Below are 24,883 nucleotides of genomic sequence, written 5' to 3' on the forward strand. Positions count from 1 at the left end.
AGGTACGGCGGCGCGGACCGCCGAGGCCGAAGCCCCGCCCGCGACCGCCGTGCCCGTCAGCGTTGCCCGTGCCGCGGCAACGCACCCTGCACCGCCCCCGCCACGGCCGGAGCGTTCCCGTCGCGGGCCAACCGCTCCATCGTCCGCGCCAGATGCTCGCTGCCGTCGTCCAGGTGCCGGGCCGCCGACTGCATGTGCGAGATCATCATCTCGCCGTAGATACGCAACGCCTCCCGCGCGGCCACCGCGTCGTCGAACGTCGGCCCGGCGTTCGCGCGGTACTCCTGCACCGCCCGCTCCGCCTCCTGCCGCGCCTCCTCCGCCGCCGCCTGCACGTAGCTCTCGTACTGCACCCGGGCGTACTCGGCGACCCGCCGCGCGTAGTCGTGCGCCTGCGCGATGATCTGCTCGGCCTCCCGCTGCGCCGCGGACAGCAGGTTCACCTCCTTCGCCGCCGGCATCGCCGACGCCGCCGGGGCGCTCGGCAGCACACCGTGCCGGTGCAGCTCCAACTGGTCGTTGAGACGCTCGTTCTCCGCCCGCAGACCACCCACCTGCGCGGCCAACAGGTCCAACTCGTCGGCAACCTGCATCCGGAACCGGTCCACGTCGTTCGGGTCGTACCCACGCCGCGCGAACGACGCCGAACCGAACTCCCACCGGCGCACCCGGTCGGCGGTCATCCGCACCTGAACGCCACCGGAGACCTGCATCCCGTCATACCGACTGATCGGCGTCGCGCTCACTGGCCACCTCCGGGTTGTTGTTGTCCACCGCCGTCCGCCACGACGGCCCGTACCAGTGCTTCCCGAGCCCCTCGTGGTGCAGCTGACCGGCGTGGTAGCCGGCCCGGGTCAGTGCCGCCACGGAATGCGACACCATCTCGTCGGAACCGCACACGTACACGTGCCGCGATCGCCAGTCCCCGTCGACCAGCGCCCGGTCCACCGCGTGCGTGAACTCCCCCGGCCGGGCCACGTCCACGCCCACCACCCGGCTCACCGTCAACCACGGGTACGACGCGGCCAACTTGTCCACCGCCTCGTCGTCGTAGAACTCGCTGCGCGACCGGGCCCCCAGGTACAGGTCCACGGCGCGGCGGGAACTCTCCGCCGCGACCTGCTCGACGAGGGCCTTCATCGGCGCCCAGCCGGTCCCGGCGGCCAGCAGCAGCAGATCCGCCGGCCCCGCCGACCGCAACGTGAGGCGGTCACCCACCGGCGCCGCCAGATGAACCTGGTCACCGATCGCGCTGCCGTACACCAGCCGGGACGACACCGCGCCACCCGGCGCGGCCCGCACGTGCAGCTCCAACGTGCCGTCCACCCGCGGCGCGTTTGCCGGCGAGTAGTACCGCCACGACCGCACCGCCGGATGGGACACACCGACCGACTGGCCCGGCTGGAACGGCAACAGGTACTGCGGCCGCAGCGTCAGCACCGCCACGTCGAATCCGCGCCGGTCGTGGCCCACGATCTCCGCCACCCACCACGGCGGGTTGACCGCCTCCGCGGCCTGCGCGCCCTCGGTCATGACCTGGGCCACCAACCCGTACGCGGCCGCCCAGTCCTGCGCCAGCTCGTCGGTCCACTGCTCGGCCAGGAAGTGCCGCAACGTGGCCAGCAGGGCCTCGCCCACCGCCGCGTAGTGCTCGGCGCGGACGGCGAACTTGCGGTGGTCGGCGCCGAGGTCCTGCAGGAACCCCACCAACCGGTCCACCTGGTCCACGTTCGACACGATGTGGCCGAGAGCGGTGACCAGCCGGTCCCGCTGGCCCGCCATGTTCGTCGGGAACATCTGCCGGGTCTCGGGGTGCGCCAGGAACAGCGTGGAGTAGAAGAAGAGCGGCACCTGGTCGCCGTGCGCGGCGACCAGGGACCAGCTCTGCTTGAGTCGGGCGACGTCCACGCTCAGACGCCCGCCGGGTTACCGCCGGCCACCACCTGGTCCTGCACCTGGGCCAGCACCGCCTGCACGTCGGTGATGATGTCCGCCGGCACACCCAGCTCGGTCAGCGTGGCGGTCAGGTGCTCGCCCACCTTCACGTAGTGCTCCAGCGGGATGTTCAGCGGCTGGTGCGCCTCGGCCAGGCTGCGGCCGGTGTACTCGTTGGGGCCGCCGAGCACCACCGTCAGCATCAGCGCCAGGTGCCGGCGCTGACCCACCATGTCCACATCGGAGAAGTAGCCGGCCAGCTCCGGGTCGGCCAGGACCTTGTCGTAGAACAGGTCGACGGCGGCCTTCACGGAATCGGCGCCACCGATGCGCTGGTAGTGGGTGAGGGGGGCGGTCTCTTCGGTAACCGTCACGGTCGTTCCTTCCGGGGTAACGGGGGCGCGCGGGGTCGGCGCGAAGGGGCGTACGGCCGTCGGAATCCGGGAGCAACACCGGCGCCAAGGCGACCGCGTGTCGGACCATAGCGTGTCGCGCGTCCCCGGTCATGACCGCCCTATCAGCTTCCCGACAACAGTCCATGACGGAGAGTGATAATCTGGCCGGTCGAAAATCGACGGTCGGCAACGCCGCGGTCACACCCGGCCATCACGCCCGAGACGCGGTCCTCAACGGACATGCAGACTCCGGCAGCGAGAATCCCACCACCCGACAGGTCCGTGACCACCCGCGACGACACCACCACACACCCGCCGCCAACCCCGGCGGCCGTCCCGGGGCAGAACCTCCCCCACTCCCGGCACCACCTGCCGGCCGACCCCCCGACGACAACACACCGTCATCAGCGAACAGCAAAAAAGCCGGGCGCACCGCGCCCGGCTTTCGAGAGAACCGATGATCAACCCGCCCGGCGTCGCGCCCGACGCGCCGCCAACTCGTCACCCACCGGCTCCGCCGCCGGCTCCGGCACCGGCGCCGCCGCCGGCTCCGCCGGCAGATGCGACAGCGAACCCTGGATCTCCTTGAAGGCCCCACCGATCGCGATTCCGAACACGCCCTGCCCACCCTGCAACAGGTCGACCACCTCCTCCGGCGACCGGCACTCGTACACCGTCGTGCCATCGGAGATCAACGTGATGCCCGCCAGGTCCTCCACCCCGCGCGACCGCAACGCCTCGATCGCCTTGCGGATGTTCTGCAGGGACACCCCGGCGTCCAGGAGACGCTTCACCACCTTCAACACCACCAGGTCCCGGAACGAGTACAACCGCTGCGTCCCCGAACCCGACGCGTCCCGCACACTCGGCACCACCAGCGCCGTCCGCGCCCAGTAGTCCAACTGCCGGTAGCTGATGCCCACCGCCTGGCAGGCCGTCACACCCCGATAGCCCACGCCGGCGTCACCGTCGGTCACCGAACCCGGCGACCCCACCGACCCGTCCCAGCCCGTACCCGGATCTCGCGGCTCGTGCATCCGGACAACCTCCCCGCCCGTGCGGTGACACGTCGTTTCCGGGACGCGCACCCCTCGACACGGGCAACACTATCGCCGCCCTCGCTCGTTACCGTGGAGGAACAGTCGCGACACGCCGTACACCACGGCCGAAGATCACCCACCGCACCGGCACATCACCCACCGTGACGACCGGACCGGGCCCGAAACTCAGCCCGCGAAATCCTCCGGACGCACCTGGTCCAGGAACTCGCGGAACTTCTCCACCTCGTCCTCCTGCTCGTCGGGAATCACGATCCCCGCCTCGCTGAGGACCTCCTCCGCACAACGAATCGGCGCACCGACCCGCAACGCCAACGCGATCGAATCACTCGGCCGCGCCGACACCCGCACACCGTCACCGATCAACAGGTCGGCGTAGAAGACGTTCTCCTTCAACTCGGTGATCTCCACCGCCCGCAACGGAGCCTTCAACGCCGCCAAAACGTCCCGCAACAGATCATGCGTCAACGGTCGGGCCGGCTTGACCCCCTGCTGCTCGTAGGCGATCGCCGTGGCCTCGACCGCGCCGATCCAGATCGGCAGATAGCGGTCCCCCTCGACCTCCCTGAGCAGGACGATCGGCTGGTTGCTGGGCAGCTCCACCCGAACTCCGACCACGCTCAGCTCGCGCACCGCCGCCTCCGTGTCGTCGTCAACCTACGCACCGCGCCCTTCCCTGCACGGTACACGGACCGCGACACGGTCGTCCCATGCGCTACCTGCACCACGCCCGCGCCAGAAAGGGGTTACCCCGGCAAGCCTACGACACGCTTCCCGGGGCAGATCTTTCCGCTCGACACCGGCCTCACCGACCCAACGTCGACCGCAACCCCACCCGCACCAACGCCGCGTGCAACTGCTGCGACAACGCCACCAACTCCCGCGCCGTCTCCGCCGCCCGCGCCCGCGCCGCCGGATCACTCTGCCGCGCCAACGGCGCCACCAACTGCGCGAACAGACCCACCTCACGGTCCGCCGCCGACCGGTACCCCCGCAGGTGCCGCGGCTCCAACCCGTACGCCGCCAGACCCGCCACCGCCCGCGCGATGATCAACGCATCCGCGTCGTACCAACCCGGCGGATCCGACACCACCACACCCAGCCGCTCCAACTCCCCCAACGTCGAGGAGTCCAGACCGCTGCGCGCCACCAGATCAGCCCGGCCGAGCCGTACCTCCGACGACTCGGCCGTCTCCTCCGACGCACGCCCCGGCACCTCACCACCGGGACCCACCGCCACCAACGTCGGCCGCTGCCGACCCGGCGAATCCCCCGTCGCGTCCCACTCCGCGAGCTGATCACGGATCACCCGTAACGGCAGGTACTGGTCCCGCTGCGCAGTCAGCACGAACCGCAACCGCGCCACGTCATCCCACGAGTACTTCCGATACCCCGCCGCCGTCCGCTGCGGCTCCACCAGGCCCTCGGCCTCCAGGAACCGCAACTTCGAAATCGTCGTGTCCGGAAAATCCGCCCGCAACTCGGCCAGCACCTCGCCGATACTCATCAGCGGACGCGCCCGGGCCGACCCCGACGGCATGGAGGCCGCAGGCTCGTTCACCCCCGGCCGGCCTCCTCCTCCGGGCGCGGACCGGCGATGAACACCACCCGGAACTTACCGATCTGGACCTCGTCACCGTTGCTCAACGTGGCCGCCTCGACCCGCTCCCGGTTCACGTACGTACCGTTCAAACTCCCCACGTCCCGCACCGTGAACGTCCCACCGTCACGGTGGAACTCCGCGTGCCGCCGCGACACCGTCACGTCGTCGAGGAAGATGTCACTGTCCGGGTGCCGACCACTGGTCGTCACGTCGTGGTCCAACAGGAATCGAGCACCCGCGTTCGGGCCCCGACGAACCACCAGCAGCGCCATACCCGGCGGCAACGAACCGGACATCCGGCTCGGCACCACATCGGTGTCCGGTCCCTCCAGCACTTCGTCGAGCGAACCGAGATTGAGCGTCGAAGTGACGTCGAGTGGGGGGAACTCGTCGTCTGGCCGCGTCATGGGACCACCTCACGGATCTTTTTCGGTCGGCGTCGGGTAATGGCGGGTCTGGCCGCCGGGCGTACCACCACCCGGCGGCTGGCTCCCCGTGCCAGGGAAGGCAATTCCGCAACGCTCAACTCATGGTTTCTCGGTCAACTGGGCGAGCCTAGCCAGCGCCGAAATGCAGGGCAACCGGACGCGCGGAAACGACCCCCGCACCGGAAGCGGGACGCATCAGCTCTCGGTGAGCTCGCGATACGCACCCGCGGACAGCAGACCATCGACAGCCGAAGGATCGTCCGGCGTGATCTCCACCAACCAACCCGCACCGTACGGATCAGTGTTGATCATCTCAGGGGTGTCGCCGAGCGCCTCGTTGCGCGCCGCCACCGTCCCACTGAGCGGGGCGTAGATCTCCGACACGCTCTTCGTCGACTCGATCTCACCCAGCGACTCACCAGCCGCCACCACCGCACCGGACTCCGGCAACTGGACGAACACGATGTCACCCAGGGCGTCCTGCGCGAAGTGCGTGATGCCGACCCGGACAGTGCCGCCGTCGCCGCCGGCCACCCACTCGTGCTCGGCGGTGTACCGCAGATCCTCAGGAATCACCAGTCGCGTCCTTCATCCATCGGTGCACCGGCGACAGCACCGGTGCCGGCCGCGCCGGTCAGGAGACCGGACGGGCGTGTTCCAGCTTGATCGGCGCGTGCAGTGCCGAAACCTCGGCAACCTCACGATCCTCGACGATCACCGTACCGCCGTCGCCCGCAACCGACGCGACCACCCCGCCCGGAATGTTCAACGCCGTACGCATGGTCGCCGGATCACCGATCACCGTGATCGTGAACGGACCCGTCAACCGCCGCCCGTCCACCACCAACGAACCGCCCTCGGAGTCCAGGAAGTACGTCGACGCGATGATCCGCACCGTCGCCCGGTCCCCACCGGAGATCTGCATCGCCTCCGCGCCCGCTCCCCGCAACTCCTGCACCGCGTCCAGCACCCGCGACGCCGAGATCGCCTTCGCGCCGGCCTCGAACCGCACCGCCAGACCCGGACCCGTCGCCGGCAACGTACCGGCCAGGATCCCCAACTCGTCCGCGCGCCGCGTCGCCTCCTCCAACGCCGCCTGCCGGCCCTGCTCACCCGAGCGCAACTGCCGCTGGCTCTCCTCCAACGCCGCGATGTCCTGCCGCAGCCGGACCTCCCGCGAGTTCAGGTCGTACAGGATGCGCACCAGGTCCTCCTGCCGCGTCGCCACCGCGGTCGGATCCGTCGACGTCGTCCTGAACTGCACCACCAGCGTGAAACCCAGCAGCGCCAGCAGCACGCCGATCATCACCTCGGCCGAACTCCACCGCGACCGCCCCCGGGCCTTCCCCGAGCCGGCACCGTCGACCAGCCCGTCCTCCACCACCGACGGGTCCCCGGACTCCGGCTCCGGCACCTCGGGCACCTCGGGCACGACAACCGACTCCGCGGCACTCCGCAGATCCACCGTCGCCCCGTCGTCCCCCGGACCCCGCGCCGGCGGCTCCGACCGCTCCGGCGCCAACGGACTCAACTCGTCCGGATCCGGAGCCTCCGGACGCGGATCCGGCTCCCCCGCCGGCCCCGACGGGCGCCCCGGTCCCGCCGGCTGCGGCCAACCGGTGCCCGTCTCGGTGTGCTCGTCGCTGCTCATCGTCACAAACCTACGCCCGGAACAGGTGCCGGCGGATCGCCGCCACGTTGCCGAAGATGCGCACCCCGAGCACGACCACCACCCCGGTGGACAGCTGACCACCCACGCCCAACTGGTCACCCAGGTACACGATCAGACCCGCCACCAGCACGTTCGAGATGAACGACACCACGAACTGCTTGTCGTCGAAGATCCGGTCCAACTTCGCCCGTACCCCACCGAACACCGCGTCCAACGCCGCCACCACCGCGATCGGCAGGTACGGCTGCAACGCCGCCGGGACCTCCGGGTCGTACCACAACCCCAACGCCACACCGGCGACCAGCGCCAACACCGCGATCATCAACCACCTCCGGAGGGGCTGGGCGACGTCCCCGAGCGGGACGGCCCCGGACTGACGGAACGGTCAGCACCCGGCGGCGAGGGACTCGGGCTGACCGAAGGCTCCGCGTAGCGTAGCCGCGGGTCCGGAGCGGCCGGCAGAGTGAGGTCCTCCGCCTCCCGGATCCCGAACGACAACCCGGTCTCCTCGGCCACCTTGCGCATCGTCAACGCACTGCGACTCCGGTCGTACCGGTCGCGCATCTCCTCCGGGCCGATCGCCGACACCTCGTACGGCCCCGTCACCGGCCGGTAGTCCACCAGGATCGCCTGCCCCGCCTGCCGAATCGTCGACATCGCCGTCAACCGCTGGCCGTTGACCGCGATCGCCTCGGCGCCGGCCGCCCACAGGTCGTTCGCCACACCCTGCAGGTCGCTGTAGAGCACCTGCGACGGACCGACGTCCGCGCGGGTCACCGCGTCCTCGTCCTTGGGCGCGTCCGCCAGCCGCACCACGACGCCGTCCCCGCGCACCCGACCCAGCCCGGTCCCCGCCTCCAGGGTCCGCAACCGCGCCGCCTCCGAGCTGCCCAGCGCCGCGGCCCGCTGCCGGGCAACCTCCGCCCGCAACTGGTCGGCACGCTCCGACAGCCGGTCGGTCTCGCTCTCCCGCTGCTTGATCTGCTCCACCAGCCCCGAGCGCACCTGACTGCGCCCCGGCTCGTCCTCCATCGTCTGCCGGTAGGCCACCGCGAAGAGGAAGCCCAGCACCAGGACCACGACGAGGGTCACCGATCGCGCCGGCCACCGCCGCCACGCGGACCCGGACTGCGGATCCTCCCGGCGCCGGGCCGCCGCGTCGGCGTACCCCGGGTCCAGCGGGTTGCGGAACAGCTCGGTGAGGAAGTCCGGGGCGTACACCCGGTCGCCGCGGTTGCGGCCGTCACGGGGTGCGTCGGTCATCCCGCCACCCCCGCACCGCGTACCTCGCGTACGAGCCTCGCCGCCTGCACCACGTAGAGCGCCCCGGCCACCCAGTACAGAACCAGACCCCACCAGGCCAGCCCCCAGCCGATCGCCCCGGCCGCGGTCGCCGCGGCCGGCACCGCGGTGGCGAGCAGCAGGATCGGGAACGCGGCCAGCAGCAGGAACGTCGCCGTCTTGCCGACGTAGTGCACCGGCGGCGGGCCGTACCCGTAGCGGCGCAACACGGCCAGCGACCCGATCAGCAGCAGCTCCCGGGCCAGCAGCGCCGCGGTGAACTGCCACGGCACCACCTCCCGGGCGGTGAACGCGATCAGGGTGGCCAGGATGTAGAGCCGGTCGGCGAGCGGGTCGAGCAGCTCGCCCAGTCGGCTCACCTGCCGCATCCGGCGGGCGATCCAGCCGTCGACCCAGTCGGTGGTGCCGCCCACGGCGAGCACCACGATCGCGGCGACGTCGGCCCGGGCGACCAGCAGAAGGTAGAGGAAGAGCGGCACGCCGAGCAGCCGCACGAAGCTGATCACGTTCGGCAGGGTCAGCACCTGGTCGCCCACGGGTGCGGGACGGATGTCGTCACTGGCCCGCGGGCGCTCCTGCCGAGCCGGCCGACGCGACACCGAACCTCCTCCGCGACACGCTCCGGCGCCCCGACCGAGACGGGCGCGGCGGAGAGACGTGTGCACTGTCGGCCGGCGGACGCCGGCTCCCCCTGCAGCCCCGGAACGGGACCCTCCCCTTGACGCGGCCCGCGATCGACGTGATCGCGGGCCGGGTGAGTTGCGCTGCCACTATATCGGGCCCTCCCCATTCCGTTCGGGCCCGCGTTGCGGCGTTGGTGCCGTCTTCCTGGTGTTTGCGACGGTGGTCACTACCGCTAAGGCATCCTAGGACACTAGTTGCGGAGCGATCCGGCGTGACGACGACGTCAGGCGGTGCGGGCCGGAGTGCCGGGCTGCGCTGCCACGCTGCCCGTCGCGGCCTGGCCGAAGCAGACCAGCGCCTGGAGCAGCTCCTGCTGCACGCGCCCGGGCATCCGGTCCAGCACCGCCTGCAGGGCGGCGTGCCGCCGCTCGCGGACCTCCCGCAGCAGCGCGTCGGCCGCCGCGGTGGGGACCAGCAGCACCTCCCGCCGGTCCCGGGGATCCGCCATCCGCCGCAGCAGGCCGATCGCCTCCAGCCGGTCACAGAGCCGGCTCGCCGACGACGGCACCACGTCCAGCAGCTCGGCCAGCCGGTTCACGTTGGTCCCCGGCCGAACGCTGAGCAGGGACAACACCCGCAACTGCGTCGGCGAGACGGAGAGCTGGTGCCGGGAGACCGCGGAGTCCAGCACGCCGACCAACGCCTCGGCGGCCGCGTCGATCGCCGCCGGCAGATTCGGAGCTCGCTCCACCCGGTGTCCCCTGCGATTGTCCCGCTCGTGGTCGGCCACCGGCCCGACCGCGGGGTTCACCCGCCGTCCGGACCGGGACCACGCCAGTCCAGGCAGACCACGACCGCGTCGTCCCGCAGGTCGGCATCCACGTGGTAGGCGTGCAACTCGCGCATCACCGTACCAACCGCCTCGCTCGGCGGTTGCAACCGTGTCGAGCGCATGGCCCGCGCCATCGCCCGCTCGCCGTAGCTACCGTGGCCGTCCGGATCGGCCGCCCACACCCCGTCGCTGACCACGAACAGCCGGTCCCCCGGCGCGAGGTCGAGCTCCTGCACGTCGTACCGGGTCTCGGCGAACATGCCCAGCGGCAGTTGCTGCTCCAGCGCGACCGGGGTGAGCGCGCCGCCGCGTACGCGGACCAGCCGCGGTGAACCCGCGTCGACCGTGCGCACCCGCCCGGTCCGGGTGTCCAGCTCCAACAGGAGCGTGGCCACGAACCGCTCGCCGCGGTGCTGGTAGAAGACGGTGTCCGAGGCCAGCTCCGCCTGCTCCTCCAGGCTGCCCCCGGAGCGCCGGGCGTTGCGCAGCGCGTTGACGGTGACGGCGGTGAGCAACGCCGCCGACAGGCCGATGCCGGCGCCGTTGAGGACGCTGACGGTGAGCAGGTCGCCGTCGACCGACCAGTCGAAGTGGTCCCCGCCGACGGTGTACGCCGGTTCGAGCTGGCCGGCGAGGTCGAAGGTGTCGTGGCTGACGCTGCGACCGGGCAGCAGCTCCCACTGCATCTCGGCGGCCATGCTGAGCCGCTCCCGCCGCCGGGTCCGCCGGTAGCGGTCGGTCTCCCGGTCGGCGGCGCGCAGCGCCATCGCCAGGTCACCGGCGGCGTCGAGGATCTCGTCCAGGGTGCGGTCGTCCGGCTCGGCCGGCAGCTCGACCAGCAGGACGCCGAGCCGCTCACCCCAGACCGACAGCGGCAGGAACAGCCGGCAGCGGTCGTCCAGAGCCTCCCGGACCGGCTGCTGACTGGAGAAGCAGCGCTGGGCCACGCCCCGGAAGGCCAGCGACCCGGAATCGGGCAGGTCCCCGTCGAGGACCGGCCACAACCCGGCGATGCGGTAGTCGGCCAGGAACACGTCCGTCCGCAGCGCACCCAGCACCGACCGGATGGCCCGGTCGGCGGCCTCCGCCACCTGGTCCGGCGGTGCCGCGCGTACCGCGCGGGACACCGGGCCGGTTGCGTCCACCATGTTCCCCCCCGACAACACTTGCAGTCGGGCAAGCATCATACGGAGGCGTCGACCGACGCCACGGGCGGGCGTACACCTCGACGACGTGGCCCGCGACGGGCCGGGCGGCTCAGTCGGCGGCGCGGACGGCGACCCCGCCGTGGAAGGCGTCCGGCACCTCGGCCGGCGGGCCGTCCGGGCGCCAGGCGGTGATCGGCACGATGCCGTCGGAGGTGGGCGTCCAGCGGCCCAGCAGCGGCACGAACGCGGCCGGCGGACGCATCCGGAACGCCGGCCCCATCATGGCCAGCGCCTCCGGGTACGCCGCCAGTTCCTCGGTGTCGAAGTCCACCGCGAGCAGGCTGCCCGGCGCGGTCGCCTCGTACAACTCGTCGAGGGTGCGGGCCAGCGTGTCGTCGTCGAGGAAGGCCGCGAGCCCGAGGAACACCACACCGACCGGCCTGCGCCCCCAGCCCGGCACGAACCGGTGCAGCTGGGCGGGGTCGACCGTGCCGATGTCGGTGGCGTCGCCGAAGCCGTAACCGGCGCGGTCGCTGCCGGTGAGGATCTGCTGCCCGAGGCGGATCGTGACCGGGTCCACATCGGTGTAGAGGACCGTCGCTTCCGGGGCCGCCTCGTGGACGTTGCCCATCGTCGGCACGCCCCCGCCGAAGACGAGGAAGCTGTCCACGCCCTCGTCGGCGATGGCCCGTACCGCCCGGCCGAGGAACGCCCGCAGCTCCCGGAACACCGGTGCACAGGGCCCGTACGACTGCTCGAAGGCGCGCGCCGCCGCCACGTCCACCGGGAAGTGGTGCTCCCCACCCAACCAGAAGTCGATCATGCGCGCGGTGCTCGGCACGGTCGGCTCGTCCATCGACGACGCTCCCTCCCCGGTGGTGATGGTCAGCGTACCCACCGATCGTCCTGCGCGGTATCGCCCCGCCACGCCCCCACCGGCCGCGATACTGAGCGGCATGCGGGCGCGAGGTGGGCGGTGAACTCGGCGGACGGCGCGGCGGTGGTGGTCGGCGTCGACGGCTCCCAGCCGGCGTTGCGGGCCGTACGACTGGCCGCCGTCGAGGCCACGCGCCGGCACCGGCCGCTGCGGGTCGTGCACGGCTTCATCTGGCCGCTGCTGCACGTACCCGTGGATCCCCCGCCGGACAGCCCACCCGGCGCGGGCCTGCGCCACCAGGCCGAGCAGGTCGTTGCCGCGGCCGTCACCGAGGCCGAGGCCACCGCCCCCGGGATCCGGGTCTCCGGCGAGATCATCGACGGCGAGGCCGCCGCGGTGCTGGTCGGCGAGACACCCACGGCCGCGCTGGTCGTCCTCGGCGACCGCGGCCTCGGCGGCTTCTCCTCCCTGGTGGTCGGCTCGGTGGCGGTGCAGGTCGCCGCGTACGCCGACTGCCCGGTGCTGGTCGCCCGCGGTACCGACCGCGCCCACGGCCCGGTGGTGGTCGGGGTGGACGGCTCGGAGCTGTCCCGCCTGGCCGTCGCGTTCGCGCTCGAGGAGGCGTCGCTGCGCGGCGCGGAACTGGTCGCGGTGCACGGCTACCGGCACCCCGGCTCGGGCGGGCCGGGCGACATGCAACCCCTGGTGTACGACGAGACGCAGCTGCACGACGAGGAGGACCGGCTGGTCGCCGAGTCCCTGGCCGGGGCGGCCGACCGCTGGCCGGACGTGCCGGTGCGGCGGCGGACGGTACGCGGCCGACCGGCCGGCGTGCTCGCCGACGCCTCCCGCGAGGCCCAGCTCCTGGTGGTCGGCGGGCAGGGGCGCGGGGAGTTCACCGGGTTGCTGCTGGGGTCGGTGAGCCAGTCGGTGCTGCACCACGCCGACTGCCCGGTGGCGGTGGTCCGCGCCCCGCGGTGACGTCCCCGGCGGGCTCCGGCGGGTTGACCGGACCCTGCACGGGTAGACGACCGCGGTACGTCATCGGCGAGGAGACCGAGGAGGCAGTGATGCCAGGACCACGGCCGGGCAGCAACGCGTACGACAAGCAGCGGGCGCGCATCCGCAACGCCATCGACGACTCGGGGCGGCGGGTACCGGACGACAAGGCCAACGACGTCACCAACCGGATCCTCCAGGAGGACCGGGGACAGCGGGGCGTGATCCGCGGCGAGCGGGTGTACGGCCCGAAGAGCGAGCGCGAACCCGGCGACCCGACGTGAGCGCCGCCCGGCTCCTCGACGGGGCGATCGCCGGGGCGGTCGGGAGCACTGCCCTGAACATGGTGAGCTACCTCGACATGGTGGTCCGGGCGCGCCCGGCCAGCAGTACGCCGGAGGCGATCGCCGGCCGGCTGTCCGGGGTGGCGCACGTGGACCTCGGGCCCGAGGACCGGGCGGCCAACCGCCGCTCCGGCCTCGGGCCCCTGCTCGGGTACGGGTTGGGCATCGGCGGCGGCATCGGGTTCGCCCTGCTGTCCCGGGGGCGTCGGATGCCGGTGGCGCTGGCCACCGCGGTGCTCGGCGGCGGCGTGATGACGATGTCCGACGGCTCGATGACGGCCCTCGGTGTCACCGACCCGCGTACGTGGCGGCGGGCCGACTGGTTGGCCGACCTGGTGCCGCACATCGCCTTCGGGCTGGCGGCCGCCGCCACCTGGAATCGGCTGCGAGCGCCCTGAACGGGCCGGGGTCACCGACCCCGGCCCGCCAGGACAGAGGCCGGGGCGGTCAGCCCCGGCTCTCGTCGTCGGCGACCGGCTCCTCCGTCGGGCCGTACGGGGAGACCTGCCCCCGGGGCACGGGACGGCCGTCGTCGCCGTGCGAGCTGCCCTTGTTGAGCGGGAAGCCACTGGGCTTCGGGCCCTTGCTGTCCTGGCTGGTGGCACCCTTGGCGTTGCGCCGGAACTCCTGTTGCTGCGGGTTCGTCACGGGCCTCTCCCTCCGGGTGGACGACGGCTGTCCGCCGCCTGCCACAACCGGTTACCCGACGCCGACGGGCGCATGCGGAAAGGGCTAGGCGGGCACGGGACGGGTACACCCGGTGCGTGGGGGACGATCGGGCGACCGCGCGGGTGCTGCTGGAGCGGCGGGGCCGGACCTACGCCGAGGAGGCGGGGATCCGGTTGGCCGACCGGCCCGGGCCGCTGTACCAGCTGCTCGTGCTGACCACGCTGCTGAGCACCCGGATCCGGGCGTGTGTCGCGGTGGCCGCCGCCCGTGAGCTGTTCGCGGCCGGGTACCGGACCCCGGCGGCGATGGAGGCGGCGAGCTGGCAGGACCGGGTCGACGCGCTGGGCCGGGGGCACTACCGCCGGTACGACGAGCGGACCGCGACGATGCTCGGCACCGGGGCGCGGCTCTGCCTGGACCGCTGGCGGGGTGACCTGCGCCGGCTGCACGACGAGGCCGACGGCCAGCCGACCCGGATGCGCGGGTTGCTGACCGGGTTCCCCGGGATCGGGCCGACCGGCGCGGACATCTTCCTGCGCGAGGCGCAGACGGTCTGGCCGGACGTGCGGCCGTACGCCGACAAGCGCACCCTGGCCGGGGCGAAGCGCCTCGGCCTGCCCGGGTCCCCGGACCGGCTGGCCGGTCTGGTCGACGGCGCGGAGTTCGGCCGGCTGGCCTCGGCCCTGGTGCGGGTGGCGCTCGGCGAGGAGTCCGCCGGCGAGGTGACCCGCGCCGCGAGCGCCTGACGGCGGTCACTTGACGGTCTTGTCCCCCGGCTTGGTCAGGTGCCACACCAGCAGGGCCGCCAGGAGGGCGAGCACCACCAGTCCGCCGGACACGCCACCGGGATCGTCCGGGCTGCGTCCGGTGGTGCCGAAGTAGATCACCGCGAGCCCGGCCAGCACGGTCAGGAAGGTGCGCATTCCTCGGTCCTTCACGTACCGGACCGTAGGCGCCGCATCCGCCCGTCCGGGGCGATTCGCCGGTGCCGTCCCCCGTCCGGGTGGCCCTCAGTCGACCTCCAGGTCGTCGAGGGAGATCTTGTGGCTCATCAGCCACCGGGCCAGCGCCGACATCCCGAACAGCCACAGCGGGGCCGACTCGGTGGTGCCGTTGGTGGCGAAGATCGCGAACCGCAGGTCCGGCGCCCGGTACGCCTCGATCCGCCACCGGTGCTGCTTGTCCCTCCAGATCGCGGACGGGTCCATGCCCGCCACGCTAGGCGACCGGCACGGACCGCCGGGGCGGGTTGGGGGCGGTCCCGCGCCCTAGAGCGGGACGACTCCCCCGCCCAGCGCGCCCCGCAGGAGCATGAGCACCAGCGAGACGACGATCCCGAGCCCGATCAGGCAGCCGAAGCCGAACCACCCGGTGTACCGGTCGTGCGCCGGCTTCTGGTGGCGTCGCCACCACTCCCGATTCACCCAGGCGAGCACGCCGAGCCCGAACGGCAGCAGGCCCAACCACCACCAGAACCAGCGGGTCCCGGCGGCCGGCGCCGGCCCGAGGACCAGGACCGCGAGCCACCCCACCGCCAGCAAGCCGCCCAGCCAGCCGGCGGCGTCGGCCAGGCGATCGGTCAGGCCCCGGCCACTGGACCAGCGGTCGACGTCCCTGAGGCGGGTCGACCATTCGTCGTCGGCGGGTAGCGGCTCGACGACCGGGTCGATCGCGGCGTACCGCGTCCGGCCGTCGGGCACCGTCCACGTGATCACGGCGCCCTGCGGGTTCGGCCGCAGCTCGGGCTGCCGCCGGACCCACAGGAACTCCCCACCCGCCCACGCGTCGCCGCGCTGCCAGCTCACCACCCGGCCCGCCGCGAGGTCGCGGTCCAACTCGGCGGCGTCGACGTCCCGCGGCGCGGTCCACCACGCCAGGCCCGCCCACACCAGCCACAGCACCGGCAGCCCCCACCGCATCGCGACGTCGAGGACCATCCGCGCACAGGAGACCAGGGACGGTGACGCGGGATCGACGACCATGCCGGCAGCCTGGCAGATCCGGGCAACCGCCGCCGTCCCCCTAGGACCCCACCACCACGCGGGCGTCGTCGGGCAGCCGGCGGGTGGCGCCGCGCCGGTCCAGCAGTTCCAGCAGCGGTACGGCGACGCGGCGGGTGGTGCCCAGGGCCTGCCGGGCGGCGCTGAGCGTGAACGGCTGCGGCAGCGTCGCCAGGACCCGCAGCGCGTCGTCGACCGCCCCGGGCAGCAGCACCACGTTGTCGGCGAGCTTCAGCAGCACGCCGGCGCGGACGGCCGCCCCGATCTCCCGGGGACCGAGCCCCAGGTCGGCCAGGTGCGCGGCCTCCGGGGCGCGGAACGGCTGGTCGGCGTACGCGGCACGGACCCGGGTGACCGCGCGGGCCACCGGCTCGGGCAGCGCGTCGCCGGCCGTGGCGGTGACCCGCCCGGCGTGCAGCCGCAGTGGCGCCCGGACCAGGGCCTCGACCAGCGCCCGGTCGGGCAGGCCGAGGCGCTGCCGGAGCACCTCCACCGGGGCGCCCGGCTCCAGGGGGTGCTCCCGGGCGTGCCGGGCCACCTCCCGGGCGAGCCGGCCACCGAGGTCCCGCCAGTGGTCGGGGTCGGCGTACCAGTCGCCGGTGACCGGCCGGCCGTGCACCGGCACGCCCATCCGGGTCAGGTCGGCGGCCCGCACCAGTCGACGTCGGCGCAGCTCGCCCGGCAGGTCCGGTCGGCCGTCCAGGGTGGACAGGACCGTCGCGCGGGCCGTCGCGGCGCCGCGCCGGGACAGCGGCGGCGGAGCGACGTCCAGCACCGTCACCCCACCGGCGACGTGGTGCCGACCCGGGTCGCGCAGCAGCGCCCGGTCGCCGACCAGCAGCGGCAGCGGCCGGGCCAGCCGCAGCCGGGCCGTGTCCGGGCCGAGCGGGCGCACCCGCGCCGCCACCGCGGCGGACCCGACGTGCAGCATGAGGGTCGCCGGCAGGTCGCCGGCCGGGTCGCCGGCCAGCCGGACGTCGAGCAGGTCGGTGCGGCCGAACCGGCCGGGAGTGAGCAGCGCGTCACCGCGCCCGAGCGTGTCCCGGGGGGTGCCCCGCAGGTTCACCGCCACCCGGGCCACCGCCGCGACGGCGGCGTGCGGAGCGCCGAGGGAATGCAGGCCGCGGACCCGGACCGGCTCCCCGGTACCGGCGATCTCCAGCTCGTCGTCGACGCGCAGCCGGCCGGCGCCGAGGGTGCCGGTGACCACGGTGCCGCTGCCCCGCACGGTGAAGCTGCGGTCCACCCACAGCCGCACCGGGGCGTCGACCGTCGGCGCGGGCAACCGCGCGGCGAGCCGGTCCAGCGCCGCGCGCAGCGCGGGCAGGCCGGCGCCGGTCACCGGGCTCACCGCGACGGCGTCGACCGCGCGCAGCGAGGTCGACGCGAGCCGCTGGAGGCCGGCGGCCAGCGCCGGCCCCGGGTCGGCCAGGTCCGCGCGGGTCACCACCAGCAGCCCGTACGCGACCCCGAGCGCGTCCAGCGCCGCCAGGTGCTCGGTGGACTGCGGCATCCAACCCTCGTCGGCGGCGACCACCACCAGCGCGGCCGGTACCGGACCGACGCCGGCGAGCATGTTCGGCACAAACCGCTCGTGCCCGGGCACGTCGACGAACGCGACCGTCCCGCCCGACGGCAGGGTGGTCCAGGCGAACCCCAGGTCGATGGTCATGCCCCGGCGGCGTTCCTCGGCCCAGCGGTCCGGTTCCATCCCGGTCAGCGCGCGGACCAGGGTCGACTTGCCGTGGTCGACGTGCCCGGCGGTGGCCACCACGAACATGCTCAGCCGTCCCCGGGGACCCGCAGCACCGCCGCACGCAGGGTGTCGTCGGCGTCGGCGGGAACGCAGCGCAGGTCCAGCAGCAGCCGACCCCGGACGATCCGACCGAGGACCGGCGGAGCACCGGTGCGCAGCGGCTCGGCGTACCGCTCGGGCAGGCTCAGCGCCCACGAGTCCAGCTCCACCCCGGGCGCCCCGCCGCCGCCGACGACGGCGACGGACGGCACCACCTCGGCCTTGCACCCGTCGGCGGCGAGGGCGTCGCGCAGCCGGCCGGTGCGCTCCCGCAGCCGGCCCACGTCGGCGTGCAGGGCGGCGCGGGTGGGGGTGACCGGGTCCCCGACCGTCGCGGCCAGCGCGGCCAGGGTCAGCTTGTCCACCCGCAGCGCCCGCGCCAGGGGGTGCCGGCGCAGCCGGTCCACCACGTCGGCGGCGCCCAGCAGCAGGCCGGCCTGGGGGCCGCCGAGGAGCTTGTCGCCGCTGGCGGTGACCAGGGCCGCCCCGGCGCGCAGGGTGGACGCGGCGTCCGGCTCGTCGGGCAGCAGCGGATCCGGTGCGAGCAACCCGGAGCCGATGTCGGCGACCACCGGCACGCCCAGGGTGGCCAGCTCCCGGACCGGCACCGCCGAGGTGAAGCCGGTGACCCGGAAGTTCGAGGGATGCACCTTGAGCAGGAACCCGGTACGCGGGCCGAGCGCTGCGGCGTAGTCGTCGAGGGTGGTGCGGTTGGTGGTGCCCACCTCGCGCAGCCGGGCGCCGGTGCTTCCCAGCAGGTCCGGCAGGCGGAACCCGTCACCGATCTCGACCAGCTCACCCCGGCTGACCACGATCTCCCCACCGGCGGCGAGCGCGGTGGCGGCGAGGACCAGGGCGGCGGCGCCGTTGTTGACCACGTGCACCCCGCCCGCGTCGGGGACGGCGGCGGCCAGCGCGTCGAGGGCGTCGCGGCCGCGCCGGGCCCGCCGGCCGGTGCGCAGGTCGAGTTCCACGTCGGTGTGGCCGGTGGCGGCGACCACCGCGGCCACCGCGGCCGGCGACAGCGGGGCGCGGCCGAGGTTGGTGTGCAGGACCACCCCGGTCGCGTTGAGCACCGCCCGGGGCGCCGCCGCGGGCAGGGCGGCCAGTGCGGCGTCGCGTACGTCCTCGGGGGTGATCTCGCCGCGCCGCGCGCGGTCCTGGGCGGCCCGGACGGCGGCCCGGACCCGGTCCCGGCCGAGGGTGGCCGCCGCGGCGGCGAGCCGCGGCTCGGCCAGCAGCGTGTCGGTGCGCGGCACCCGCCGCCGCTGATCGGCGCCGCCGTCGCCTGTCACGTGACCCCCACCCTGCTTGGCGGAGACGGACGGGAATCGAACCCGCCTGGCCCGGGTCCCGGACCACACCGGTTTTGAAGACCGGGAGGGGCACCAGCCGCCTGAACGCCTCCGCCCAGCATTGGACCACAGTGCCGACGCGGGCGCGCGGCAAGGCGGCTACCCCAGGTCGGCGGCCCGGCGGTCGAGGCGCTCGCGCTGCGGCACCACCGTGTACCTCGGGTCCTTCGCCGAGGCGACCCCGCCGTGGAAGATGCCGAACCGGGTCGCCACCGACGCGGCCAGCAGCGCCGCCCCGGACAGCGCCGATACGGCGCGGCTGCGCCGCCCGAGCAGCCCGCCGGCCACCCCCGCCACGGTCAGCGCCCGCGCGGCACGCAGCAGCTTACCGGCCGTACCGGTGGTGTAGGGCTCGCTGAGCAGCCCGAGCCGGGTCTCCACCCGGTGCGAGCCGGCCAGTTCCAGGGCCGCGCCGGCCACGGCCATGCGCCGCGCCGGGCCCGCCTGCCCGCACGGCGCGGCGATCAGACCCACGGCGCCGCCGCTGGCCAGGGCGCTGCCCGCGAAGATGACCGGCAGTTCCGGGTACGCCTCGTGCCACGACGGGACGGCGGTGCCCGCCAGCAGCACGCCGGTGTACGTGGCCAGGGCCGGCGCGGTGGCCGCGGCGGCCAGCCCGGCGACCTGCCCGACCGGTGGGAGCACCCGCCGGGCGAGGCCGAGCAGTCCCCGCTCGGGCAGCAACGACGCCGCCTCGGCGATCGCCGCCACCCCGGCCGCCGGCCCGTACGCCGACAGGATCCACGTCCCGACCGACATCGGCGAGGTCGGCTTGGCGACCCGCAGCATGTGGTGGAACCGTTCCGGCCGGCCCAGGTCCTTGATCAGGAAGACCGCGCTGGCGCTGACCGCGCCCAGCGCGGTGACCCGCCCGGCCCGGCGCAGCGCCGGCCGGCCGGTGAGCTGCCCACCCGCCGCCAGCAGCGACGAGCCGGCGGCCAGCCCGCCGGTGAACAGGTACGCCGCGATGTCCCACTTCCACACCGGCGGCTTGAGGATCGGCCGCCCGTAGTACGAGGTGAACTCGGCCTCCGGGACGGCCAGGTCCTCACCGCCGCGCCGGCCCCGGCCGCGTCGCCGCCGGACCGGGTCCGGTGCGCGGGGCGGTGCCGGTGCCAGGCCGGCGCTCGCCGCGTCCGCGTCCCCGAGCGCCGCGGTGCCGTCAGCCGGTCCCCCGGTGGTCGCCGCGCCCCGGCGGACGTCGGACGCGTCGGTGGCGTCGAGGCCGTCGCGGTAGCGGCGGAACCGGTCACCGACCGGGCGGTCCGGGATCACGAGGAACCTCCGACGAACGCGGCGACGGCGGCCGCCGTCATCGCCAGGGCGGCCAGGCCGGCCCGCTTCCACATCGCCGGCAGGTCCCGGGTGGTCACCACCGGATCGGGCGGCAGGCCGTACACCTCGGGCTCGTCGAGCAGCAGGAAGAACGCGCCGTCGCCACCCACCCCGTCGGTCGGGTCGTGCCCGTACAGGCGGGCCTCGGTGACGCCCCGCTCGTGCAGGGTGGCGACCCGCTGCGCCGCGCGGTCCCGCAGTTCGTCCAGCGGGCCGTACTGGATGGACTCGGTGGGGCACGCCTGCGCGCAGGCCGGTGTGTTACCCGCGCCGATCCGGTCGTAGCACAGGGTGCACTTCCACGCCCGGCCGTCACCCTTGCGCTGGTCGATCACCCCGTACGGGCAGGCGGAGACGCAGTAGCCGCAGCCGTTGCAGATGTCCTCCTGCACCACCACCGTGCCGAACTCGGTGCGGAACAGCGACCCGGTCGGGCACACGTCCAGGCAGGCCGCGTGCGTGCAGTGCTTGCACACGTCGGACATCATCAGCCAGCGGAAATCGGTGCGGGACTCCGCGCCGGTCCCCCGGCCGGGTGGCGTCGACCCGGGCATGCCGAGGAACTCCGGGCCCGCCGCCCCGTTCGCGGTCGCGTCGGTGCTGCCGGCGGCCATCCGCGCCGCCGCGTCGGAGGCGCCGGGCGGCACGCCCGGGTCGGTGCCGCTGGGGTTGCCGGTGCCGGCGGCCACCGCCGCCGACGACGCGCTCACCGAGCCACCCGTCGGGGTTCCGGCGAACGGCGGCGTGCGGTGCCCCGCCGGGAGCGGTTGCTCGATGAACGCCACGTGCCGCCACGAGTTCGCGGTCAACGCGCCGGTGTTGTCGTACGACATGCCGAGCAGGTCCAGCCCGGAGCCGGGGACGTCGTTCCACTCCTTGCAGGCCACCTCGCACGCCTTGCAGCCGATGCAGACGCTGGTGTCGGTGAAGAAGCCCATCCGGGGCGGCGCGGAGGTCCAGCCCGCGTCCGGCGCCGGGTCCAGCGGCCCGTACAGGCTGTTCGGGTCAGGAAGCATCGCGGTCCTCCCGGTCGCCGCCGTCCGCGCTGCCGGCGGTGAACGCGCCGGGCGTGAGCGTCGGGGCCGGCCGGCCCGCGACGATACCGGCCCGCCGTTGGTAGTCGGCGACCAGCTCGAGCAGCGCCGGCCCGGTCGGGCGGCGACCCGGCCGCACGTCACAGGTGCCGACCTTGCTCTCCTGGATGAGCACGTTCGGGTCCAGGGTGATCCCGAAGAGGTCGTTGGCCGAGTCGCCGGTGACCAGGCCCTGAAAGCCGAAGTGGTACGGCAGCCACACCTGGTGGATCACGCGGCCGTCCACCCGCAGCGGGGTGAGCCGGTCGGTGACCAGCACCTTCGCCTCGATGACCGCCCGACCGCTGACCAGGTGCGCCCAGCCCAGGTGGTCCAGGCCGACCTCGGCGGCCAGCTCCGGGGACACCTCCACGAACATCTCCGGCTGCAACTCCGCCAGGGGGCGCACGTTGCGGCTCATCGCGCCGGCCGTGTGGTGCTCGGTGAGCCGGCTGACCGTGAACACGTACGGGAACACCTGACTGTGCTCCTGCGGCGGGCTCGGGTTCACCGAGTTCGCCGGGTGCGCGTACACCTTGCGGGTCGGGTTGGCCTGCTGCCGGTACAGCGGGTTGCGCACCGGAGACTCGGCCGGCTCGTAGTGCGTCGGCAGCGGCCCGTCGAGCACGCCGCTGGGCGCGTACAGCCAGCCCTTTCCGTCGCCCTGCATGACGAACGCGTCGTCACCGGCGATGCCCTCCGGACCGGCGGCGCCCTCCGGCGGGCGGTACGTCGGGGGCTTCGTCTTCTCGAAGTCCGGCACGTCGTACCCGGTCCACTCGCCCTTCTCCGGGTCCCACCACACGTAGCGCTTGCGCTCACTCCACGGGCGGCCCTCCGGATCGGCGGAGGCCCGGTTGTAGAGGGTGCGCCGGTTCGCCGGCCACGCCCACCCCCACTCCGCAGCCACCCAGTCCTGCTCGTGGCGGCTCCTGCGCCGGGCGGCCTGGTTGACGCCGTCGGCGTACACCCCGGCGTAGATCCAGCAGCCGACCGCCGTGGACCCGTCGTCGCGGGCCTCGGCGAAGGACGACAGCGGGCGGCCGGTCGCCACCTCGTACCCGTTGATTTCGCGCAGGACCGCCTCGGCGCTCGGCTCCGCGTGCGGACCGTGCGTCGGGTAGTCCCAGGCCAGGTCCAGCAGCGCCCGGTCGCGGGGGTTGGTCGAGCCGGCCAGCTTCTCCCGCAGCTTCCGCCCCAGGTGGTAGAAGAACCACAGCTCGGAACGGGCGTCGCCGGGGGGCTCGACCGCCTTCTCCCGCCACTGCACCAGGCGCTGCGTCTGGGTGAAGGTGCCCTCCTTCTCCACATGCGACGCCGCCGGCAGGAAGAACACCTCCGTGCGGCACTCCTGCGGCGCGATCTCGCCGGTGGCCACCTCCGGCCCGTTCCGCCAGAACGTGGCACTCTCGATCATGAACAGGTCGCGGACCACCAGCCAGTCGAGGTTGGCCATGCCCAGGCGCTGCGCCCGGCCGTGCGCCGAGCCGACCGCCGGGTTCTGCCCGAGCAGGAAGTAGCCCTTCACCTTGCCGTCGATCATGTTCAGCACCTGCTGGTAGGTGCCGTGGTCACCGGTCATCCGCGGCATGTAGCCGTAGCAGAAGTCGTTCTCCGGCGTCGCCGCGTCACCCCAGTACGCCTTCAGCAGGCTCGCCGCGTACGCCCGGGCGTTGCCCCAGAAGCCCTTCTGGCCGGGGTGCCGGATGCTGTCCACCCACGCGTCGAACGTCGGGTGGTCGGCGTGGTGCGGCATCGGCAGGTAGCCGGGCAGCAGGTTGTACAGCGTCGGGATGTCCGTCGACCCCTGGATGGAGGCGTGCCCGCGCAGGGCGAGGATCCCCCCGCCCGGCCGGCCCATGTTGCCGAGCAGCAGCTGGATGATCGCGCCCGTGCGGATGTACTGCACTCCCACGCTGTGCTGCGTCCAGCCCACCGAGTAGATCAGGCAGCCCGTGCGCTCCCGGCCCGAGTTCTCCGTCCACGCCCGGGCCAGCTCCAGGAACCTCTCCTGCGGGATGCCGCAGACGCGCTCCACCATCTCCGGCGTGTACCGGGCGAAGTGCCGCTTGAGGATCTGGTAGACGCAGCGCGGGTGCTGCAACGTCTCGTCGCGCTGCGTCGCGCCGCTGACCGGGGCGCCGTGCGACTCGTGCTGGAGACCGGCCGCGCTGTCGCGCTCCTTGCCGGTGTGTCCGCTGCCCGAGTCGGTCTCGTGCCCCGCGTACTGCCAGCTGTCCTGCACGTAGCTGCCGGTCTCCGGATCGAAGCCGGAGAAGAAGCCGTCGCCGTCCTCCGTGTCACCGAACCGCTCGCTGACGATCGTCGCCGCGTTCGTGTACGCGAGCACGTACTCCCGGAAGTCCAGCTCGTTGGTCAGGATGTAGTTGACGACGCCGCCGAGCAGCGCGATGTCCGACCCGGCGCGGATCGGCAGGTAGGTGTCCGCGACGGCGCTGGTCCGCGTGAACCGCGGGTCGACATGGAAGACCCGGGCGCCGCGCCGCTTCGCCTCCATCACCCACTGGAAGCCCACCGGGTGGGCCTCGGCCATGTTCGAGCCCTGGATGACGATGACGTCAGCGTTGGCGACGTCCTGCTGGAAGTCCGTCGCACCACCGCGACCGAAGCTGGCCCCCAGACCGGGGACGGTGGCGGAGTGTCAAATGCGGGCCTGGTTCTCGATCTGGAGCGCCCCCATCGCCGTGAACAGCTTCTTGATGAGGTAGTTCTCCTCGTTGTCCAGCGTCGCCCCACCCAGGCTGGAGATGCCCAGCGTCCGGTTGAGCGGCCGGCCGTCGCCGTCCACGTCCTCCCAGGTCTCCTCGCGCGCCGCGAGGATCCGGTCGGCGATCATGTCCAGGGCGACGTCGAGGTCCAGGTCCTCCCACTCGGTCGCGTACGGCCGGCGGTAGCGCACCGTCGTCTCCCGCAGCGGGCTGGTGACGAGGCTCCTGCTGGCCGAACCCTTCGGGCAGAGGCGTCCCCGCGAGATCGGGCTGTCCGGGTCGCCCTCGATCTGGGTGACCCGTCCGCCGGAGTGGAACACCCGCTGTCCGCAGCCCACCGCGCAGTACGGGCACACCGAACGCGCGACGCCGTCGGCGGTCTCCGTGCGGGCGGTGAGGTCGGCCGAGCGGGCCGACTGCGCGGCAGCACCCCGGCCCAACGGGTCGGTGCCGGTGAGCTGCCGGTAGACCGGCCAGCCCTCGATGAAGGTCCGCAGACCCATCGCGCCACCTCCCCCGGCCTCGAACGCCGACCCCTCGAACATAGGGCAGCCGCCCGGAGTCCGCGAGTCAAAAGTACGGAGACAGTGCCGCCCCGGGGCCCTGACGGGCACCGGGGCGGCACGAGGTGTCGGTGTGCAGGTCGCCTCTCGGCGAGTGGCACGGCGCGGCTCCAGCCGAACGGTATTCCGCGACGGCGATTTAGGTGA

At 73.6% G+C, this 24,883-nt stretch carries 28 protein-coding genes and 1 tRNA gene; 4 read left to right on the forward strand and 25 right to left on the reverse strand.

Going from position 1 to position 24,883, the window contains the following annotated elements; all coding sequences use genetic code 11:
* Positions 1-56: 56 nt before the first annotated feature.
* The 15 genes from ACIBR0_RS19320 to ACIBR0_RS19390 all read right to left on the reverse strand — a co-directional run bounded on the left by ACIBR0_RS19320 (position 57) and on the right by ACIBR0_RS19390 (position 11,895).
* On the reverse strand, positions 57-746 hold the full coding sequence (locus tag ACIBR0_RS19320; RefSeq protein ID WP_396717357.1) for a DivIVA domain-containing protein: 690 nt from the start codon (positions 744-746) through the stop codon (positions 57-59).
* Positions 718-1,908, reverse strand: a complete 1,191-nt coding sequence (locus tag ACIBR0_RS19325; protein ID WP_396717359.1) for a globin domain-containing protein — start codon at positions 1,906-1,908, stop codon at positions 718-720. Before ACIBR0_RS19325 ends, ACIBR0_RS19320 begins: the two co-directional genes overlap by 29 nt.
* 2 nt (positions 1,909-1,910) lie before the next feature.
* Positions 1,911-2,309: a group 1 truncated hemoglobin gene (locus ACIBR0_RS19330; protein ID WP_396717362.1), complete on the reverse strand. Its 399-nt coding sequence runs from the start codon at positions 2,307-2,309 to the stop codon at positions 1,911-1,913.
* A gap of 482 nt (positions 2,310-2,791) precedes the next feature.
* Positions 2,792-3,367 carry a MerR family transcriptional regulator gene (locus tag ACIBR0_RS19335; RefSeq protein ID WP_396717364.1) on the reverse strand — a complete coding sequence of 192 codons (576 nt, stop codon included), beginning with the start codon at positions 3,365-3,367 and terminating at the stop codon, positions 2,792-2,794.
* A 189-nt stretch (positions 3,368-3,556) separates the two neighbouring features.
* On the reverse strand, positions 3,557-4,021 hold the full coding sequence (locus tag ACIBR0_RS19340) for a bifunctional nuclease family protein (protein ID WP_120730687.1): 465 nt from the start codon (positions 4,019-4,021) through the stop codon (positions 3,557-3,559).
* A 172-nt stretch (positions 4,022-4,193) separates the two neighbouring features.
* Positions 4,194-4,895 (reverse strand): MerR family transcriptional regulator, encoded by a 702-nt coding sequence (locus tag ACIBR0_RS19345; RefSeq protein ID WP_357034197.1) that lies wholly within the window; start codon positions 4,893-4,895, stop codon positions 4,194-4,196.
* A 50-nt stretch (positions 4,896-4,945) separates the two neighbouring features.
* Entirely contained in the window at positions 4,946-5,398 is a 453-nt protein-coding gene (locus ACIBR0_RS19350) for an FHA domain-containing protein (protein ID WP_007071101.1), read from the reverse strand.
* Between the two features lie 216 nt (positions 5,399-5,614).
* On the reverse strand, positions 5,615-5,995 hold the full coding sequence (gene gcvH, locus ACIBR0_RS19355) for a glycine cleavage system protein GcvH (RefSeq protein WP_396717367.1): 381 nt from the start codon (positions 5,993-5,995) through the stop codon (positions 5,615-5,617).
* 58 nt (positions 5,996-6,053) lie between these two features.
* Entirely contained in the window at positions 6,054-7,070 is a 1,017-nt protein-coding gene (locus tag ACIBR0_RS19360; RefSeq protein WP_396717368.1) for a DUF881 domain-containing protein, read from the reverse strand.
* 10 nt (positions 7,071-7,080) lie between these two features.
* The gene (locus ACIBR0_RS19365) at positions 7,081-7,413 is read right to left on the reverse strand and encodes a small basic family protein (RefSeq protein ID WP_357034204.1); all 333 of its coding nucleotides are present in this window, start codon (positions 7,411-7,413) and stop codon (positions 7,081-7,083) included.
* Positions 7,413-8,354: a DUF881 domain-containing protein gene (locus ACIBR0_RS19370; RefSeq protein WP_396717371.1), complete on the reverse strand. Its 942-nt coding sequence runs from the start codon at positions 8,352-8,354 to the stop codon at positions 7,413-7,415. The genes ACIBR0_RS19365 and ACIBR0_RS19370 overlap by 1 nt, the downstream gene beginning before the upstream one ends.
* A complete protein-coding gene (locus tag ACIBR0_RS19375) occupies positions 8,351-8,992 on the reverse strand; it encodes a CDP-alcohol phosphatidyltransferase family protein (protein WP_396717373.1) in 642 nt (213 codons plus the stop codon). Before ACIBR0_RS19375 ends, ACIBR0_RS19370 begins: the two co-directional genes overlap by 4 nt.
* 308 nt (positions 8,993-9,300) lie before the next feature.
* Entirely contained in the window at positions 9,301-9,768 is a 468-nt protein-coding gene (locus ACIBR0_RS19380; protein WP_396717376.1) for a MarR family transcriptional regulator, read from the reverse strand.
* A 56-nt stretch (positions 9,769-9,824) separates the two neighbouring features.
* Entirely contained in the window at positions 9,825-10,997 is a 1,173-nt protein-coding gene (locus ACIBR0_RS19385; RefSeq protein ID WP_396717378.1) for a PP2C family protein-serine/threonine phosphatase, read from the reverse strand.
* A gap of 109 nt (positions 10,998-11,106) precedes the next feature.
* A complete protein-coding gene (locus ACIBR0_RS19390; protein WP_396717380.1) occupies positions 11,107-11,895 on the reverse strand; it encodes an SAM-dependent methyltransferase in 789 nt (262 codons plus the stop codon).
* A 78-nt stretch (positions 11,896-11,973) separates the two neighbouring features.
* Here ACIBR0_RS19390 and ACIBR0_RS19395 point away from each other — a divergent pair, with 78 nt between their 5' ends.
* The 3 genes from ACIBR0_RS19395 to ACIBR0_RS19405 all read left to right on the forward strand — a co-directional run bounded on the left by ACIBR0_RS19395 (position 11,974) and on the right by ACIBR0_RS19405 (position 13,615).
* The gene (locus tag ACIBR0_RS19395) at positions 11,974-12,855 is read left to right on the forward strand and encodes a universal stress protein (protein WP_396717381.1); all 882 of its coding nucleotides are present in this window, start codon (positions 11,974-11,976) and stop codon (positions 12,853-12,855) included.
* An 89-nt stretch (positions 12,856-12,944) separates the two neighbouring features.
* On the forward strand, positions 12,945-13,157 hold the full coding sequence (locus tag ACIBR0_RS19400) for a phosphatidylethanolamine-binding protein (protein WP_357040937.1): 213 nt from the start codon (positions 12,945-12,947) through the stop codon (positions 13,155-13,157).
* Positions 13,154-13,615 carry a hypothetical protein gene (locus tag ACIBR0_RS19405; protein WP_357040940.1) on the forward strand — a complete coding sequence of 154 codons (462 nt, stop codon included), beginning with the start codon at positions 13,154-13,156 and terminating at the stop codon, positions 13,613-13,615. Before ACIBR0_RS19400 ends, ACIBR0_RS19405 begins: the two co-directional genes overlap by 4 nt.
* A gap of 49 nt (positions 13,616-13,664) precedes the next feature.
* Here the strand turns inward: ACIBR0_RS19405 and ACIBR0_RS19410 are convergent, their stop codons facing one another.
* Positions 13,665-13,865, reverse strand: coding sequence for a hypothetical protein (locus ACIBR0_RS19410; protein WP_357040943.1), 201 nt, complete (start codon positions 13,863-13,865; stop codon positions 13,665-13,667).
* 116 nt (positions 13,866-13,981) lie between these two features.
* Between ACIBR0_RS19410 and ACIBR0_RS19415 the strand changes: the two genes are divergently transcribed.
* Positions 13,982-14,632 (forward strand): hypothetical protein, encoded by a 651-nt coding sequence (locus tag ACIBR0_RS19415; protein WP_396717385.1) that lies wholly within the window; start codon positions 13,982-13,984, stop codon positions 14,630-14,632.
* 6 nt (positions 14,633-14,638) lie between these two features.
* On the opposite strand, the gene ACIBR0_RS19420 is transcribed toward ACIBR0_RS19415, so the two are convergent.
* The 9 genes from ACIBR0_RS19420 to fdh all read right to left on the reverse strand — a co-directional run bounded on the left by ACIBR0_RS19420 (position 14,639) and on the right by fdh (position 24,676).
* Positions 14,639-14,824, reverse strand: coding sequence for a hypothetical protein (locus ACIBR0_RS19420; protein WP_357040958.1), 186 nt, complete (start codon positions 14,822-14,824; stop codon positions 14,639-14,641).
* Positions 14,825-14,896: 72 nt separating this feature from the next.
* Positions 14,897-15,094: a hypothetical protein gene (locus ACIBR0_RS19425; protein ID WP_357040949.1), complete on the reverse strand. Its 198-nt coding sequence runs from the start codon at positions 15,092-15,094 to the stop codon at positions 14,897-14,899.
* A gap of 60 nt (positions 15,095-15,154) precedes the next feature.
* Positions 15,155-15,868, reverse strand: a complete 714-nt coding sequence (locus ACIBR0_RS19430; RefSeq protein ID WP_396717387.1) for a hypothetical protein — start codon at positions 15,866-15,868, stop codon at positions 15,155-15,157.
* 40 nt (positions 15,869-15,908) lie between these two features.
* Positions 15,909-17,666 (reverse strand): selenocysteine-specific translation elongation factor, encoded by a 1,758-nt coding sequence (gene selB, locus ACIBR0_RS19435; protein WP_396717389.1) that lies wholly within the window; start codon positions 17,664-17,666, stop codon positions 15,909-15,911.
* Between the two features lie 2 nt (positions 17,667-17,668).
* Positions 17,669-18,976, reverse strand: a complete 1,308-nt coding sequence (gene selA, locus ACIBR0_RS19440) for an L-seryl-tRNA(Sec) selenium transferase (protein WP_396717391.1) — start codon at positions 18,974-18,976, stop codon at positions 17,669-17,671.
* 17 nt (positions 18,977-18,993) lie between these two features.
* Positions 18,994-19,089, reverse strand: a tRNA-Sec gene (locus tag ACIBR0_RS19445).
* 46 nt (positions 19,090-19,135) lie between these two features.
* Positions 19,136-20,311 carry an NrfD/PsrC family molybdoenzyme membrane anchor subunit gene (gene nrfD, locus ACIBR0_RS19450; RefSeq protein ID WP_396717393.1) on the reverse strand — a complete coding sequence of 392 codons (1,176 nt, stop codon included), beginning with the start codon at positions 20,309-20,311 and terminating at the stop codon, positions 19,136-19,138.
* Positions 20,308-21,387, reverse strand: coding sequence for a 4Fe-4S dicluster domain-containing protein (locus tag ACIBR0_RS19455; RefSeq protein ID WP_396717396.1), 1,080 nt, complete (start codon positions 21,385-21,387; stop codon positions 20,308-20,310). The genes nrfD and ACIBR0_RS19455 overlap by 4 nt, the downstream gene beginning before the upstream one ends.
* Complete coding sequence (fdh, locus tag ACIBR0_RS19460) at positions 21,377-24,676, reverse strand: formate dehydrogenase (protein WP_396717398.1); 3,300 nt, start codon at positions 24,674-24,676, stop codon at positions 21,377-21,379. The genes ACIBR0_RS19455 and fdh overlap by 11 nt, the downstream gene beginning before the upstream one ends.
* Between the last annotated feature and the right edge of the window lie 207 nt (positions 24,677-24,883).

This window comes from Micromonospora sp. NPDC049497 (assembly GCF_044465805.1).
GTDB lineage: Bacteria > Actinomycetota > Actinomycetes > Mycobacteriales > Micromonosporaceae > Micromonospora.